Annotated in this window: 9 protein-coding genes; 6 read left to right on the top strand and 3 right to left on the bottom strand. The window is 47.6% G+C overall.

The window, feature by feature from the left end:
- The first annotated feature begins 7 nt into the window (after nt 1–7).
- The 4 genes from MHI55_RS28790 to MHI55_RS28775 all read left to right on the top strand — a co-directional run bounded on the left by MHI55_RS28790 (nt 8) and on the right by MHI55_RS28775 (nt 6,568).
- A complete protein-coding gene (locus tag MHI55_RS28790; RefSeq protein WP_340387864.1) occupies nt 8–1,657 on the top strand; it encodes an ABC transporter substrate-binding protein in 1,650 nt (549 codons plus the stop codon).
- Between the two features lie 92 nt (nt 1,658–1,749).
- Nucleotides 1,750–3,525: a sensor histidine kinase gene (locus MHI55_RS28785; protein WP_047840756.1), complete on the top strand. Its 1,776-nt coding sequence runs from the start codon at nt 1,750–1,752 to the stop codon at nt 3,523–3,525.
- Complete coding sequence (locus tag MHI55_RS28780; RefSeq protein WP_340387862.1) at nt 3,504–4,796, top strand: ABC transporter substrate-binding protein; 1,293 nt, start codon at nt 3,504–3,506, stop codon at nt 4,794–4,796. Before MHI55_RS28785 ends, MHI55_RS28780 begins: the two co-directional genes overlap by 22 nt.
- 197 nt (nt 4,797–4,993) lie before the next feature.
- A complete protein-coding gene (locus MHI55_RS28775; RefSeq protein WP_340387860.1) occupies nt 4,994–6,568 on the top strand; it encodes a hypothetical protein in 1,575 nt (524 codons plus the stop codon).
- 53 nt (nt 6,569–6,621) lie between these two features.
- On the opposite strand, the gene MHI55_RS28770 is transcribed toward MHI55_RS28775, so the two are convergent.
- The 3 genes from MHI55_RS28770 to MHI55_RS28760 form a co-directional block, all read right to left on the bottom strand.
- Entirely contained in the window at nt 6,622–8,334 is a 1,713-nt protein-coding gene (locus tag MHI55_RS28770) for an ABC transporter ATP-binding protein (RefSeq protein WP_127548945.1), read from the bottom strand.
- Nucleotides 8,335–8,412: 78 nt separating this feature from the next.
- Entirely contained in the window at nt 8,413–9,441 is a 1,029-nt protein-coding gene (locus MHI55_RS28765; protein ID WP_340387858.1) for an ABC transporter substrate-binding protein, read from the bottom strand.
- A gap of 110 nt (nt 9,442–9,551) precedes the next feature.
- The gene (locus MHI55_RS28760) at nt 9,552–11,198 is read right to left on the bottom strand and encodes an AraC family transcriptional regulator (protein ID WP_340387855.1); all 1,647 of its coding nucleotides are present in this window, start codon (nt 11,196–11,198) and stop codon (nt 9,552–9,554) included.
- 721 nt (nt 11,199–11,919) lie between these two features.
- On the opposite strand from MHI55_RS28760, the gene MHI55_RS28755 reads away from it, so the two are divergent.
- Both MHI55_RS28755 and MHI55_RS28750 read left to right on the top strand, forming a co-directional pair.
- Nucleotides 11,920–12,909, top strand: coding sequence for a LacI family DNA-binding transcriptional regulator (locus MHI55_RS28755; RefSeq protein ID WP_127548952.1), 990 nt, complete (start codon nt 11,920–11,922; stop codon nt 12,907–12,909).
- A gap of 161 nt (nt 12,910–13,070) precedes the next feature.
- A complete protein-coding gene (locus MHI55_RS28750; RefSeq protein WP_340387853.1) occupies nt 13,071–16,463 on the top strand; it encodes a cellobiose phosphorylase in 3,393 nt (1,130 codons plus the stop codon).

Below are 16,463 nucleotides of genomic sequence, written 5' to 3'. Positions count from 1 at the left end.
GAATTACGTGAAAAAAAGAATGGGGTCCATCCTGTTGTCATCGCTACTTACCATGTCTTTACTGGCGGGCTGTACGGGGGATAATGAACCAGGTAACGCAGAGCCAGCAGAAGGAACAGAACCTGCGGTTCAGGCGTTGACCGAGATTCCGCTACCGATTACAAGTGAGCCTTTTACCATTGACTACTGGCGCGCCAATGATGCCAAATTGACAGCTTCCTTGAACAATTTTGGCGATATGGCGGCTTATAAGGAAAAGGAGAAGCTGACGGGTATCCAAGTGAAGTTCACACATCCTCCGCTTGGACAACAGCGTGACCAGTTCAATCTGCTGATCTCCACGAAAGAGCTACCGGATGTCATTTATTATAACTGGGCGGATGCGGTTGGTGGACCAGAAAAAATGATCAAGGATGGTCGAATCATTCGATTGAATGAACTGATCGACAGTTATGCACCAAACTTAAAGCGGATTATTGAATCCGATCCGGATGTGAAAAAGCAGATTGCACTCGACGATGGCACGATCTATATGTTCCCACTGCTGAAGCTGGATGCATTGAAGCTGAATGCCACTTCCGGTTTAATTATGCGCCAGGATTGGCTTGATGCATTGAACCTTAAGGTACCTACCAACATCGATGAGTGGTATACGGTGCTTAAGGCATTCAAGGAACAGGACCCCAACGGCAACGGCAAGCCTGATGAGCTACCATTCACCGGAAACTGGGGACCGGGTAACCTGACTAAGCTCCATGATTTTGCCGCGGCTTTTGGGGTAATTGGTGGCTTCCAGATGAATGGGGACAAGGTGGAATTCGGACCGATCCAACCGGGCTACCGAGATTTCTTAGAGACCATGGCCAAGTGGTACAAGGAAGGGCTGATTGATCCCGAGATCATGACCAATGACGGTAAAGCTTTCGATTACAAGGTCACCAGCAATCTGGCAGGCGCATATCAGGGTGGTGTGTTCAGCGGCATGGGGAAATACTTCAATCTGATGAGAGATACGGATCCGAACTTTAACGTGACGGGTGTACCATGGCCTGTATCTCCGGATGGAACTTCGTATGCGACATTTAATCTGGACGCTAAAGTGTTGTCTTATGGTGAGGCTATTACGGCTTCCGCAGACGAAGACAAATTGAAATATATTGTACAGTGGATGGACTACAACTATAGCGAAGAGGGTAGTGATCTGTTCAACTTTGGTATCGAAAATGACAGCTATGTTCGTGACGGGGAAGGTGTCAAATTCACAGATACCATCATTAATAATCCGAACGGTCTGACGTATGATCAGGCACTGGCTTCCTATGCCTTATCCATTATGGACGGTCCGATTAATCAGGATAGTCGTTATCTGGATGCACTATTATTTGACGACGGACAGCGTGCGGCGAACGCGGAATGGATGAAAGCAAGCTCAGCATTAACGCTTCCTCCAATTCGTTTGTCAACAGATGAGGTGACCACAAGTACATCCATCATGAGTCAGGTGAATACGTATTTGAATGAAACGATGACTGCCATTATTAGCGGACAGAAACCGATCACCGAATTTGACAAGATGGTCGAAACAATCAAGAGCATGGATATTGACCGGGCGATTGAGGTTCATCAGGCTGCGTATGATCGATATCAGTCTAAATAATACGTGAGAAATCGAGCGCTAAAACTTTGGGGAAACCTTCCTGTATGTGATATACCTAGTAGTATCACGTGGTTCAAAGGAGCGCTTTGGTCATGACAGCCTACCGCAAACTCAGCATCAAAATGAAAATGTTTCTGATGATTATGTTCATGATGGCGTTTGTCATCATCCTCGCGTTTGGGTCCCTGTATTATACGTACTCGGTGTATGACAAACAGCTGTTTGATAAGTCGTCCCGACTTCTGAACCTTTCTTCGTCTACAGTGGATGTTGAACTTCAGAAGTTGGAAGCGTTATCATTAAACATGATCTCCGATACGCAGATTCAAAGAGCCTTGAAGTCGTTGCTGGATGACGATAGCGCATATTCAAGCTTTATTGAACGAAAAAAGATCACGGATCGGCTATGGGAGCATATTAGTGGGGCTGCACGATATGTGCAGTCCGTTCATCTGATTGATTCCAGGGGAAGAGTCAATAAATATGGCGAGACACTAACCGTATCTCAGGAAAAATATGATCGGATGATTGCGGCTGCGGAGCAGGCCAATGGTGCAGTGCGCTGGTTATACCCGGATGACGATGACCCGATGCTGGTTATGGTGCGTCAAGTGCGAGCCTATGAACCGATGACCCTGGAACCGGTAGGCATACTGTTTCTGCGTATTAATATCGAGCGACTCGTCGAGGAGTATGCGGGCATCGATAGCCAGGACAGTGACATTATTTTAAAAGCAGGTAGTGATGTGGTGTATCCTTATCGCCAGCTTCCAGAAGCGGTGTCCGCCGGACTGAATCCACTTCCAGGCAGTGGGGGATATGAGATCAAGAATCTGGATGGGAGGGAGATATTTCTTTCCCAGAAGAAATCCGCATACACCGACTGGGTGTATTATAATATGGCCTCTTATGATGAAATTTTTGAACGTATTATATGGTTGAAAAATATACTGATCGTCGTTTATCTTATCGCCATTCTGGTTGTTCTCGCGCTTGGTATGGTGTTCGCACGAAGTCTGACAAGGCCGATCAGGCAGCTCATCAGTCAGATGAAGGAGGTTCAGTATGGGGATCTGGAGAATATAGACGCCAATCTGTCCATTCCAACGCACCAGCACATGGATGAACTGGGGTTACTACAGCGTACGTATCGACTGATGATTACACATATTAATACATTGATTAAAGAAAATTATGCAAGCCAGTTGGTCATTAAAGAAACGGAGTTCAAGGCGCTACAGGCGCAGATCAATCCCCACTTTCTGTATAATGCGCTGGATTCGATCCATTGGCTCGCAAAAAAGAACAGGCAGGAGCAAATCTCCAGTATGGTGTTATCACTCGGATATTTGCTGCGTTCCTCCATCAGCTTCAAGCAAAATATCATTACCATTGCGGAAGAGCTGGAGATCGTCAATCATTACATCACCATTCAGACCTACCGTTTCCGGCAACGGCTGGATTTCCGTATGGATGTGCCCGCTCCTTATCTGGGGTGTGCTATTCCAAAGTTGACCCTACAGCCACTACTGGAGAATGCCATTCAATACGGTTTGGAACCACAGGTTGGATCATGTCTGATTCGAGTGTATGCCGAGATATCAGGTGGCAAGCTGGCTCTTATCGTGGAGGATCACGGTCCCGGAATGGAACCCGAATATGTGGAACAGGTGCTGCTCGGTGAAGTGAAGACCAGAGGCACAGGTATTGGTCTACTGAATATCAGGGAGCGGGTACGTCTGGCTTTTGGCGAAGAATATGATGTTCTGCTGGAAAGTAAGCCGGGGCTTGGAACGAGAGTAACAGTGCTGCTGCCACCCCCATCACCAGGTAAGGAGGAGAAGTTATGGGAAGATGGATGCGAATGATAGGCATGCTCTGCCTTATGCTGACTCTTCCTGGCTGCGTGAACCAGTTGGATCAAAGGCCAGGCATGATTGTGGAAGAAGAGCCGATAACGCTACGAATCGCTTGGTGGGGTGGAGAGTTCCGCAACAATGCAACGATTGCCGTTATCAACCTGTATGAGAAGTTGAATCCACATGTGAACATCGAATACGAATATAGCAGTTTCAACGAATACTGGAGAAAACTTGCCCCACATGCAGCAGGCAATGCGTTGCCCGACATTATTCAGATGGACATCTCCTATCTGTCCCAGTACAGTTCGCTGCAACTGTTGGAAGACATGACGCCGTACATGCAGAGCGGGCTGATTGACACGACAGATATTGAGAAGGAACAGCTGGAGAGTGGTAGCCTGAATGGAAAAACCTATGGTCTCAGTTTGGGGGTTAATGCCATGCTCAGCATCTATGATCCGGAAGTGTTAAAGGCCAATGACATTGAATTGCCAACGGATACGTGGACATGGGCGGATTTTGACCGGATGGGCGAGCAATTGCTCGGGAAAGGCATCTATCTGGGAACCTATTTCACGCCGGAACAGTTTTTCGCGTATTACTTGAGACAGTATGGTTCCAAGCTATACGCCGAGGATGGCAAGAGATTGGGATATGAGGATGATGGGCTGTTTATTGAGTACTTTGGCAGGATGCAGCAGCTCGCAGAGAAGAAGCTTATTTTTGCACCGGATATCTGGACATCAGATATTGGCCAGCCTGATAACGACCCGTTTTATCTGGGAGAGGCTTTGTTTAGCTGGGGGTATTCCAACCAATTTATCAGCACCGCTCAGCGTTATGGCAAACCCTTAACCATCTCCCCAATGCCTGGGCCAAACAGTCAGGATGGATTGTTCTTGAAGCCAGGCATGTTTTTCTCCATGGCGGGCAATTCCAGACATAAGGAAGAGGCAGCCAAGTTCATCAGCTTTTTTGTGAATGATTTGGATGCCAATCTGCTGCTCAAAGGGGAGCGGGGTGTGCCCGTCTCATCCAGTGTCAAAGAGCGGATGAAGCTGGTGGTTGAACCGGAGCTGGCGCAGGTGTTTGATTATATTGATTGGGTTGCGGATAACAGCACTCAGATGGACCCGCCTGATCCTGTAGGTGCGCCAGAGGTCACTGCGGTATTACGTGAGTTGTATGATCTGCTGCTGTTTGGCAAAATTACGCCTGAGGAGGCGGCGGTGGAATTTCGTGAACGGGCGAATGCCATTCTGGGTGGGAAGTTATAAGAATGGACTAGATCATATATGTATTTAATGGACTTGGGGCTGTTGTCGTTCACAAGCTCAACCTTCATTCTACTCGGGTGAGGGTTTTTGTTATGGAATGGTGTATATTTCCTCTAGTATAATGAAAATGGGTAGTTGTCCTATCTGTAGATTAGATAGATTCTATCCATATATTAATGGATGAGGAGTGTCAGGACATGTCCATACATCAGATAGGTCACAAGGTGTCTTTTGCCGATATGAAAATGAAGTTGCCTCAGGAGAGCTGGATGTACACTCAGAATGAAGCGCACAACGGTGAATTTGAAGCCGAGGAAGTATGGTTACATTCTGGTGATCTTCATATCAGTGAACTGTTGTTGGATGAAGGACCCTTTTTGATCTTAGTTGAAGGAAATCTGACAGTGGATCGTTATATTGGAAATACAAGTTCCGACGCGGCCAGTTCAAATCTGGTTGTACTTGGGAATCTCATAACGCCCTATATGATCGTGGGTGGGCAGGAAATATATATTACAGGTAATCTCTATGTGGAGGATATGTTCTGGGGGGATTATAACCATGGAGAATTGACAGTGAGAGGGAATGTAGAAGGTGGATTGCTGGTAAGTACCGATCAATATACGATTCAGGTTCAAGGACAGCGTAATGTGAAGCGTCAGCTTGAAGAATGGGAGGATCTCGGACCATGGCGGGGCTTTGACATGTTGGCGTTATTGGTTCCTGAATGTGTGATTGATGAAGATACAGAGCCGTTTCCTTGGCGAGAAGAAATGTTAAAGAGGCTGCAACAAGGACAACCTGTAATCAACCGAAAGTACATTCATGCTGATGAATCAGAGCCAGATGCGCCGGATTGGTTCGAAGATCATCGGATTACCGTTGAGAATATAGAGCGTCTTACTCATCCATCTTTGTTACCTGTAAGAGAGGAGGATGAGTTACTGAACAGCTATGAATTTTGGTTGGACGAGCAATTTTGCCGAGTATCGGTCTATGGAGATGAGCATACGGAGGGATATTTCCGTAGTCTGTATTTTCAGGATGACCACAATTGTGCATTGTTGCTTAAGATGGAGCCATCAGATCAAGGTTCCAACTCTCCTGATAAACATATCGTACAACCGGGTGAACCTGTCTGGATGATCTCAGGAGCATATCGTTATCTAAACAATGAGAAGTCGGAATGGAACGTATTATCGGAGAACTCACCTGCTGATATTCAGCAGTTAAGCGAGCAAGGATGGAGCACCTTGTTGCAGTCTGTATCGAATTATCAGTATGCCCGTTCCTTAATTTCGCACCAACTGATCCACGATTTATTAGCACTGCCTGTCGTGGAGCCATATGACGATTATTATGATGATGATCGGCACGGGCTGTGGATTGGAGAGTTATATTATGCATTTCGACAAGCAGGTCAGATGTCTGATGGTGTTCCCCAGCCAGCTATGCTACGTATTGGAAGAGAGTATGTGGATGCTCAAGGGGAGACGCAGGTGGAGAAATACTATTATACCCTGCACCAACATGCGGACGGCTCGGAAAGTGTGTTGATCGAATACTCGGCTCAGGATGACGAGGAAGAAGATCCATTGTTGCTTGAACTTCATTACATCGGCGGCTCTCAGTTACTGCATGCCGTTCACTTGCTGGAACATGGACGCAAAGTGCTCATTCAAGCGAATGAGGATTTACTGAATGGGGAGCTGCCTTACGCTGCTGAATCATTTGCAAAACGATTTTGGAAATCCAAAGGATACCTGAAATGAACAAAACAACCTTCACCTCTATTACAAGAGGGAGGGTTGTTCTGTCATTGCATTTAACCAAACTGGGCTTGATGCAGTCGGCTGTACGAGCCTTGACGCGCGAGAAGTTCTTCATGACTTCCTTGTTCAGCGACGGTGCCGTTCTCCACGACTACGATGCGATCGGCGTGTCTGATGGTCGCCAGTCGATGGGCGATCACCAATGTCGTACGTCCCTGCGCCAGCTCGGATAAGGCCAGCTGAATGGCGGCTTCCGTCTCGGTATCGAGTGCGGATGTTGCTTCATCCAGAATGAGAATTGGCGGATTTTTCAGGATCATTCTTGCGATGGATAAACGTTGCTTCTGTCCGCCGGACAATTTCACGCCACGTTCACCGATCATGGTGTCCAGTCCATCTGGCTGGGATTGTACCAGCTCTTCCAATTGGGCCCGGCGAATGGCTTGCCAGATTTCCTCATCGGAAGCATTCAGTTTGCCGTATGCAATATTTTCTCGAATCGTTCCATCAAACAGGAAAATATCCTGCTGCACAATCCCGATATGGGAGCGCAGTGATTCCAGCGTCATGTCCTTCACCGGAATGCCATCGATGGAGATATGTCCTGCATCCACATCGTAGAAACGTGGGATCAGACTGCATAACGTCGTTTTACCTCCGCCCGAAGGTCCAACCAGAGCAACCGTCTGGCCTGCCTGGATATCCAGATTGACCTGAGAAAGCGTAGGTTTGTGTTCTCCATAAGAAAAGGTAACGTTATGGAAAGCAATATCTCCTTTGACATCCGGAATCGGTTTCGCTTGTGGTGTATCTTCTACATCCGGTACAGCTTCAAGAAGCTCCAGGTAACGTCTGAATCCGGCGATGCCTTTGGGATACGTCTCGATGACAGAGTTAATCTTCTCGATCGGTCCGAGGAATACATTGGAGAGCATCACAAAAGCGATGAATTCCCCGTAGGTCATACTGCCTTGAATGACAAACCAGGTTCCACATACCAGTACAAACAGCGATACAAATTTCATCAGGATAAAACTGAGTGAAGAGTTCCAGGCCATAATACGGTAGGTGATTAGTTTTGTAAGCCGGAAACGTTCGTTATTCTCAACGAAACGTCCTACTTCATGTTTTTCATTGGCAAAAGCTTGTACCACACGGATGCCGCTCACATTGTTCTCAACCCGTGCATTATAATCGGCGATATCCGCAAACATGCGCTTGAACGCCTTGGACATTTTGCGACTGAAGTACAGTGACAGGTAGATCATCAGCGGCACAATGATGAACGTCATCACAGCGAGCTGCCAGTTGATCCCCAGCATAATCCCGAAAGCTCCAGCGAGTGTCATGAGGGCAATGAATAGATCCTCGGGTCCATGATGCGCGATCTCACCAATATCCATCAGATCGTTGGTCATGCGGGAGACCAGATGCCCGGTCTTATTGTTATCGAAGAAGCGGAAGGACTGTTTCTGTACACGCTGGAACAGTTCACGCCGCATATCGGATTCGATGTTAATACCAAGCTTGTGGCCCCAATAGGTCACTGCATAATGGAAAAAGGAACTGAGTAGGTAGATGCCGAGCAACCCGACACACGCCGCTAAGATCATGGACCAATTGCCAGCCGGAAGCAGTTGATCGACCACCCGGTTAACGGCGAGTGGAAAGGCCAGCTCCAGCAGAGCGGCAGCGATCGCACAGGAAAAGTCCAAGATAAAGAGCCTTTTGTAAGGACGATAATAAGACATAAAACGGCGAAGCATATGTAAGTCCTCCTCGATATGACACAAATGCCCGAGCAGGCTGATTAACCTGTCCGGACACCTGTATTCATGCTTATGTTATTTACGGTTTTGCTCGGCACGTTCTACGATCATATCGGCGAATTCTTCAGCCTGACCTTGAATCGCAATCGGGTCAAAGTACCAGTAACGGTCTTCCAGCAACTCATACACCTGATTGTTTTTTACAGCCGGCAGGGATTGCCAGATGGCATCACCTTGGTAATTTTTATTGTTCTCTCCAACGGTCAAGAAGATATGATCCCCTGCATAATCACCAACAACTTCACGCGAAATCTCTTTCCATTGGGTATCACCCATCAGTTCTTTTTTGGTGATTTCGAGTGGGGCAAGTTGCAAAGCACTGTAGACCGCTTGTCCTCCTCGGCCAAAATTGTCTCCATATCCATAATAGCTTTTGTCGGATACTTCAAGGATGGAGAAGGTTTCCTCCGGTTTAATGACTGTTTTCACCTTAGCGCGAGCGGCTTCAATCCGTTCATCGTACGTTTTCAGCCAAGCTTCGGCTGCTTCGGATTTGTTCATCAGCTCTCCGAATCCCCGGATTTCGTCGTGTACATTGGTGAAAGTACCATACGGAATGACCACGGTCGGTGCGATTTTTTGATAACTCTCAATTTCGCTGGCCTGATCAGAGTAGGTAATGATCAGATCCGGGTTCAAGGCAACAACCTTCTCCATGGATACCGCCGCCCGATCACCAATACTCTCTATGCCCGCTACCTGATCTGCATAGAACGGGTTTTCCAAATAATATTGAACAGCACCAACGGGTTTCACACCCAGTGCGAGCAGATCACTTACGTACATATCGGTAACGATTCGTTTCGGTTCAGCCGGAATTTCAACCTCTCCGCTTAATGACTTGTAGATCCGTGTAGCACTTGAATTGTCTGAACCGGACGACGTGTCTGTGTTCGTCTCGGAAGAGGCTGTTGTTGTTTCGGTTCCCGCTGCCGAAGTCTGTTCAGTGGCAGTCGAGCCTGTTCCGCTACTACATGCAGCCAGAATCATAATGATGGCGAGCATAAGAAGCAAGCCGGAAAAGCGTTTTTTTGCAGCAAACATATTTTTGTTCCCCCTGTGTATAATCAATAATGATTATTATTCTCATTAATAACATAGAGGAAGATGTGATATTTGTACATGGACAACTATGATCACTACTGCATGGACAATTATGATGTGAGGTGACGCATGATATGCTGCAACTGCTCCATAACGGACAAGGGATCAAATCCATAGAACATGTCGGCATCAATCTCGTATACACGTCCTTCACGAACGGCGGATAGGGTGCCCCAGGATTCCTGATTCGGCAGGTTATCCAGCATTTCTCGTTTGGCAGGTTCCTCAGGGAAGGCGACAAACATGTGATCTGCGGCATACAAGTGAATCTCGGACAACGGAACATGAACGTACCCCGTAAGTAACTGTCCATCCTGCTCCATAAGTGAGGGTGGAGTGAAGCCCAGCGATTGATACAGCACATGAGAGGCTCTGCCCCAGCCATGACCGTAGATATAAGCCCCGTCTTCTCCAATCATAAACATGCAAACGGCGGACCCTCGTGTTCCTTCCATCTGTTGGTCTAACTTATGATTGGCTTCTTGCTCCAGTTGATGATATTGATCTAACAACGCTTGTGCATTGGACTCAAGCCCGGTAATTCTGCCCAAAAGAAGAAGCTGCTCCTGCCAATCGATTTCCTCAAAGGGCATCAGAATGGTCGGTGCAATCAGACGTAGTTCATCGGAAGCGGGATGCGGCGCATACCCGACAATGACATCGGGCTGAGCGTTTGCAATCAGATCCGTATGTTTAACCAGCTCATATTCGGAATGTCGCTCAAATTGCTCATGACCATCATGATCATGCGCACACATTTTTTCTTCCATCCAGCTTGCTACGGCGCCCATGTGGGGAGTGTGGCCCAGTGCCAGAAGTGAGGCCGTATAATTGTAAGTCAAAGATACAATCCTTTTGGGCATTTTCCGGTAGTGTGTTGGTGCTGATCCAACCATCTGTTTGAATTTGCGGCTTAGATAAAAGGTGTCCCTGTAGCCTGTCAGTTGTGCAATCTCCTGTAGCGTAGGGTTCGCGAACAACAGATGCTCCTGAGCCATCCGGATCCTGAGACGGGTCACATATTCAACAAACGTAAGACCTGTATGTTTCTTGAACTCCCGCGAAAAATGCTCAGGACTCACATTTGCATCCCTAGCCAATTGTTCGCGGGTCAGCGGATGGGTATACATCTGATGGATATGTCTAAGCACGGCATCAAGCCAAGAGTGATCTTCATGAGCAGAATGAGCCACATGATCCCGTAAAATATCCAGTAACTCATAAAAAAGCATATGTGGCCTGAAGGGGCTGGAATCACGGCCTGCCGTACTGGCTTGAACCAGCTCTACTGCCCTGTCGGTGAGAGTGCGACTCGCAATGGGAACTGGTATCCCGAACGGCCAGAACAGCTGTTCATTTTCAGTGGAATCAAAAGCAATAGCAATGCCCTGTACTGGCGACAGGGAGCCGCGCTTGTTCTCGTGCTGAAGCAGGTTTCCAGCTTGCCGAACGACTGCACAGCCTGCATTTAATGTCAGTTTACCCTCTGTACTGATCAGCCTGGCCTGGCCAGCAGTAATGACGTATAACACATGAAGAGTGCTCCACATTTCATCTATGCGGGAGAATGCCTCGCGGTCGTGAAGCTGCACCAGATGGCACGGCTTGAAGTGGGCAACAGGTACGGACTGAATCTTCTGCAAGGAAATGGGACGGGACAGCGATTTTTTATGATAAATAGGCTTGGGAATATTCATTAGATAACTGTCTCCTTACATAAGTCAGCAGGGACAGTATTCGTCTCATGCCCCTGGTATACTGGCGTAATTCTAGGATCTCGACTATTATGCAGTATATACTATAAACGGAGTGACGTGGATGGACAGATTGAACAAATCAACTTTTTATTTGAAAAATAGATAAAGTGGTTGAAATCGCTATCAACACCGACTATAATGAAAATGTCGAAACGTTTCAATCTGGCGTTTACTGCCAGTTTCATTGTATTAGGCACGAACTGTTTATAGAGCGCCAGATTGAAAGACGTGTCATGACCATCACTAATGGTATGGAGTGGAACGGGACGCATTCAACCGTGGCCCCATAAGGATGGGAACGAGGATTTTTTTTGAGAACACCTCGAAACGTTTCGATTGACATCCATCGCTATGATATGTATAAAGATTAATAAACGATAATGAAGGATTTAGTGGTTGTTCTAACCATGTACCGTATAAAATGTAGATAACCTTAGAATTTGTTCTATATAAATTGAACTAACATTTACACAAAACGGAGAGGGCAGAAAGAACCTGAAGAAGCAAGGCGTTCGCCTTTATCCCCGGATTTTCACCCTTATAAAAGGGAAACAAAAAATCTGGGGATAACAGCGATCGGAAGGTTGTTCTGTCATCGGAGTGGTCAGTGTAAATATTCTGTAGTTCAATTTATATATAGTTTAGAAGGAGCGAACGTGGAATGGCAACGATTAAGGATGTGGCAAAGCTGGCAGGTGTAGCACTCTCGACTGCTTCCTATGCGCTGAGCGGGGATAGCAAGGTTAGTGCCAAGACCAAGGCTAAAGTGCTTGAGGCAGCACGAGAACTGAATTACCGCAAGAACGGCTTTGCCATGGACCTGAAACGGAGCCGGACAAACACGATCGCTTTGATCCTGACCGATCTGTCGGGCCCGTATTACTCGGAGTTGATCCGTAGTGTACAGGATGTAGCCCTCGCGAACGGATATGACCTGATTGCTTGCAGCTCCATGGGTGGACGGGATTCAACGGCAGTGCGATTTTTGCGTGAAAAAAGAGTAGATGGAGCCATCATTCTGGCGCATAACATTCATGATGATATTCTGGTAGAATCTGCCGGTCATCGTTTTCCCATCATTGTGATGGATCGTCAGCTGTCGAGTGACCATCTAGTCAACGTGCTGGTGGATGGAGAGCAGGGCGGTTACCTTGCTACCCGCCACCTCATCCAGGCTGGACATCAGAAGATTGCTTATATCAGCGGTCCATCCAACTCGTATGACAACGCGCTCCGTTACCAAGGGTATCTGCGAGCGATGCGGGAAGCGGGACTTGAAGAAAAGTCCAAATGGCGTCTGAGCGGTAATTTTGTACGTGAGGGCGGATACAGTGCAACCAAGATGATGATCATGCAGGGCGATCTTCCCTCAGCGGTATTTTACGGTAACGATGAGATGGCGATTGGCGGCCTGAAGGCATTGGAAGAGCGTGGTGTATCGGTGCCAAATGATATTTCCGTGATCGGTTTTGATGATATTCAGTTGTCCGAATATGTGCATCCACCGCTGACAACGATACGCCAGCCGAAGCATGAAGCCGGTTCGCTCGCCGGACATCTATTATTCCAGATGCTCAATGGCGAAGCGGTTGACCCTTCATATACGTTAACGATTAATATGATCGAGCGCAGCTCTGTACGTTCGGTTTAGAACGAGTCTGAACAACAAAGAACTACCCGCATGCTGAAGTGAAAGTTTAATGATGGGGTTATCGTCCGGACGGGCTTTAAAAAGCCGGTTTGAAGAGGCCCCTATTCTTTTTCAGATTTATCGAAACGTTTCGATTTTAACTAATTCAAGGAGTGAACCTTATGACAACGATGATTAATGAACCGATCCGGTTAAGTGCCGGAGAGTTATCCTTTACCTTTTTGAACAGTGGCGACCTATACCAGGCTACATCCGGTACAACGATGTTAAACCAGTTGCTCAGCAACCAGATTGATGGATCATTGAACAACCTGTACCTGCGTGTACATGAGGGAGAGAATATCAGCTCGTTCCCGTTGCTCGGTGTACGTTCGAACAGCAAGGTGATTACAAGCAAGGCACAATCCAGCAACCAGTTGATCTGGGAGGGCACAGTCCAGCTGGAAGGTAGCGAAAAAGGCATTGGCTATCAGGTCGTATTTACAGCTACACCTCAAGGTGTATGGTTCTGGGATGTGAAGCTCACAGGACAACAACATAACGTAGATGTGGTATACGGACAGGATGTTGGGCTTGCAGATCCAGGTGCGGTACGCAGTAATGAGGCTTATCTGTCACAATACATTGACCATACGGTGTTTGAAGATGAGGCGAAAGGCTATGTCGTTTGTTCCCGTCAAAACCAGCCTCAGGGCGGTGCATTTCCATATATGCAACAAGGTTCCCTGACCAAAGCAGTTGGTTACTCCACAGATGGATTCCAATTCTTCGGTCTGTCATACAAGGAAACGAATCAACCAGAGAGCTTGAATCACCCAACGCTGGCAAATGAGACATATCAGTATGAATTTGCCTATACGGCATTGCAATCTGAACTGCTGAATCTGAACGGAGAAGCTCAGGTGGTCTTCTATGGACTGGCGAAGCCTAATCATGCCGAAGGAATCTCTGCACTGGAGTTCGGAGATCAAGTTACCGCAGCATGGAATGAAGTACAGGCTCTGACTGTGGAAAACGGCGATACGTTGGAACAGGTGAAACTGTCCTCCTTCCTGGGTGAACCGCTGGTAACACTCGATCTGACACAAGGTGAGATTCATGATCTGTTTCCTGATCGTCATCAGGAAGAGCACAGTGGTGAGGAACTGTTGTCCTTCTTCACAGGTAGCTATGAGCATATCGTTCTGAAAGCAAAAGAACTGCTCGTAGAGCGTCCACACGGTCACATTCTGATGAGTGGTGGCAACGTGCAACTTGGAGCACAGGTTATTACGACAACGTCGTATATGTACGGTATTTTCAACTCACAACTCGTTATTGGTAACACCAATTTTAATAAAATGATCAGTAATGCCCGCAATGCATTAAACGTGCCGAAAACGGCGGGACAACGCATCTATGTGGAAATGGACGGACAATATCGTCTGCTGACGATGCCTTCCCTGTTCGAGATTGGCTTCAACTATGTACGTTGGATCTACAAAACGGCATCTGATACGATTATCGTAACGAACTATACAGGGGCACACACCACCGAAGTGAGCATGAACGTACGCTCCACAAGTGGCACAGCCTACCGTTACCTGGTAACAAACCAGATTACGATGAATGTGAATGAATACGAGTATCCGTTGCATATGACGCAGGATGGCGATACTTTGATCTTCAAGGCTGATCCACAAGCGATTAGTGCAGGGACGTACCCAGATCTGCAATACCGCATGTCGGTGGACGGCGCAGCTGTGAATGTAGGGGACGAAACGTTGCTGGCAAGTGGTATCCGCAGTGGTTCCGCATCACTGGTTACGCTTAGTCTGGAAGCGAGTGCTGAATGGACGCTGAAGGTACAAGGGGTATTGGAAGGTCAAGCGGCCAGCGGAGTGATAGCAGGTTCAAGCCTGACGTTTGAAGAGGAAGTGCAGGCATACCGCGAGTTCTTCGCAGGTGTGATGAACGGGTTCCGTTTGTCCCGTGGCGAAGGCCAGAGTGCTGAGGATCTGTTCAAAGTAAATGCGCTGGCTTGGTGGTACACCCACAATATGCTGGTTCACTATTCTGTGCCTCACGGTTTGGAGCAGTACGGTGGCGCGGCTTGGGGTACACGAGATGTGTGCCAAGGTCCGGTAGAGTACTTTATGGCAACGCAAAAATATGAGCAAGTTCGCGATATCATCAAAATGGTGTATACCCACCAATATGAAGATGATGGCAACTGGCCGCAATGGTTCATGTTTGATAAATACTTTGCGATCCAACAGGAAGAGAGTCATGGCGACATCATCGTATGGCCGTTGAAAGTATTGGCGGATTACCTGACAGCGACTCGCGACTATGCAATCCTGGATGAGAAAGTACCTTATACCGTCAAACATAGCTTCGGGTTCACGGAAGAGACGGCAACGGTACTGGATCACGCGAAAAAAGAGATCGAATATATCCGTTCGCACTTCCTGCACGATACGTTCCTGTCTTCCTACGGAGATGGCGACTGGGATGATACGCTCCAACCAGCCAATGCACAGCTGAAGCAATACATGGTAAGCAGTTGGACGGTGGCATTGACGTATCAGTCCGTGAATGTGCTCTCGCAAGCGCTGAAATTCAAGGATGCGGACTTTGCACAGGAGCTTGACGTGCTGGCTCAAGGCATCCGTGAGGACTTTAACCGTTACATGCTGGGCACAGATGTGATTCCAGGCTTTGTATACATGGAAGAAGCGGACCAAGCGAAGCTGATGCTTCATCCAACAGACACAGAGACAGGCATTCAATATCGACTGTTGCCAATGACGCGCAGCATGATCGGTGAATTGCTGAATGCGGAGCAAGCAGAATCGCATTATGCCTTGATCCGTGAGCAGTTCCTATGCCCGGATGGCGTGCGTCTGATGAATCGTCCAGCTCAATATGCTGGTGGTGTAAGCACACACTTCAAACGTGCAGAGCAAGCGTCCAACTTCGGACGTGAGATTGGTTTGCAATATGTGCACGCCCATATCCGTTACGTGGAAGCGATGGCGAAGCTGGGTAAGACAGATCAGGTGTGGAATGGTCTCGCGATGATCAACCCGGTTGGTATCGGCGAGGTTGTACCTAACGCGGAGATTCGCCAAGCGAACTCATACTTCAGTAGTTCGGACGGTAAGTTTAATACGCGTTACGAGGCACAGGAGCATTTTGACCAGCTTCGTAAAGGGACTGTACAAGTGAAAGGCGGATGGAGAATCTACTCCAGTGGCCCTGGAATCTACATGAACCAGCTGATCTCCAATGCGCTTGGCATTCGTCAAGAGGGCGGCGATCTGGTCATTGACCCGGTATTGCCAGCTGAGCTGAACGGCATGCAATTCGAATTTGAGTATGCGGGTGAGCCGGTGACGTTTATCTATCACTTGAACGAAGGTGCTGTGAGCCGTGTAGCGGTGAATGGCAAAGACATTCGTACTGAGCGTACAGCGAACCGTTACCGTCAAGGCGGAGTAAGCATCTCACTGGATGAGTTCAGACAAGCACGCAGTGCAACTGAGCGTACGGTTGTTGATATCTATATGTAA

Source organism: Paenibacillus sp. FSL E2-0151 (assembly GCF_037993015.1).
Taxonomy (GTDB): domain Bacteria; phylum Bacillota; class Bacilli; order Paenibacillales; family Paenibacillaceae; genus Paenibacillus; species Paenibacillus amylolyticus.
This window is presented reverse-complemented; position numbering and strand designations above follow the sequence as displayed.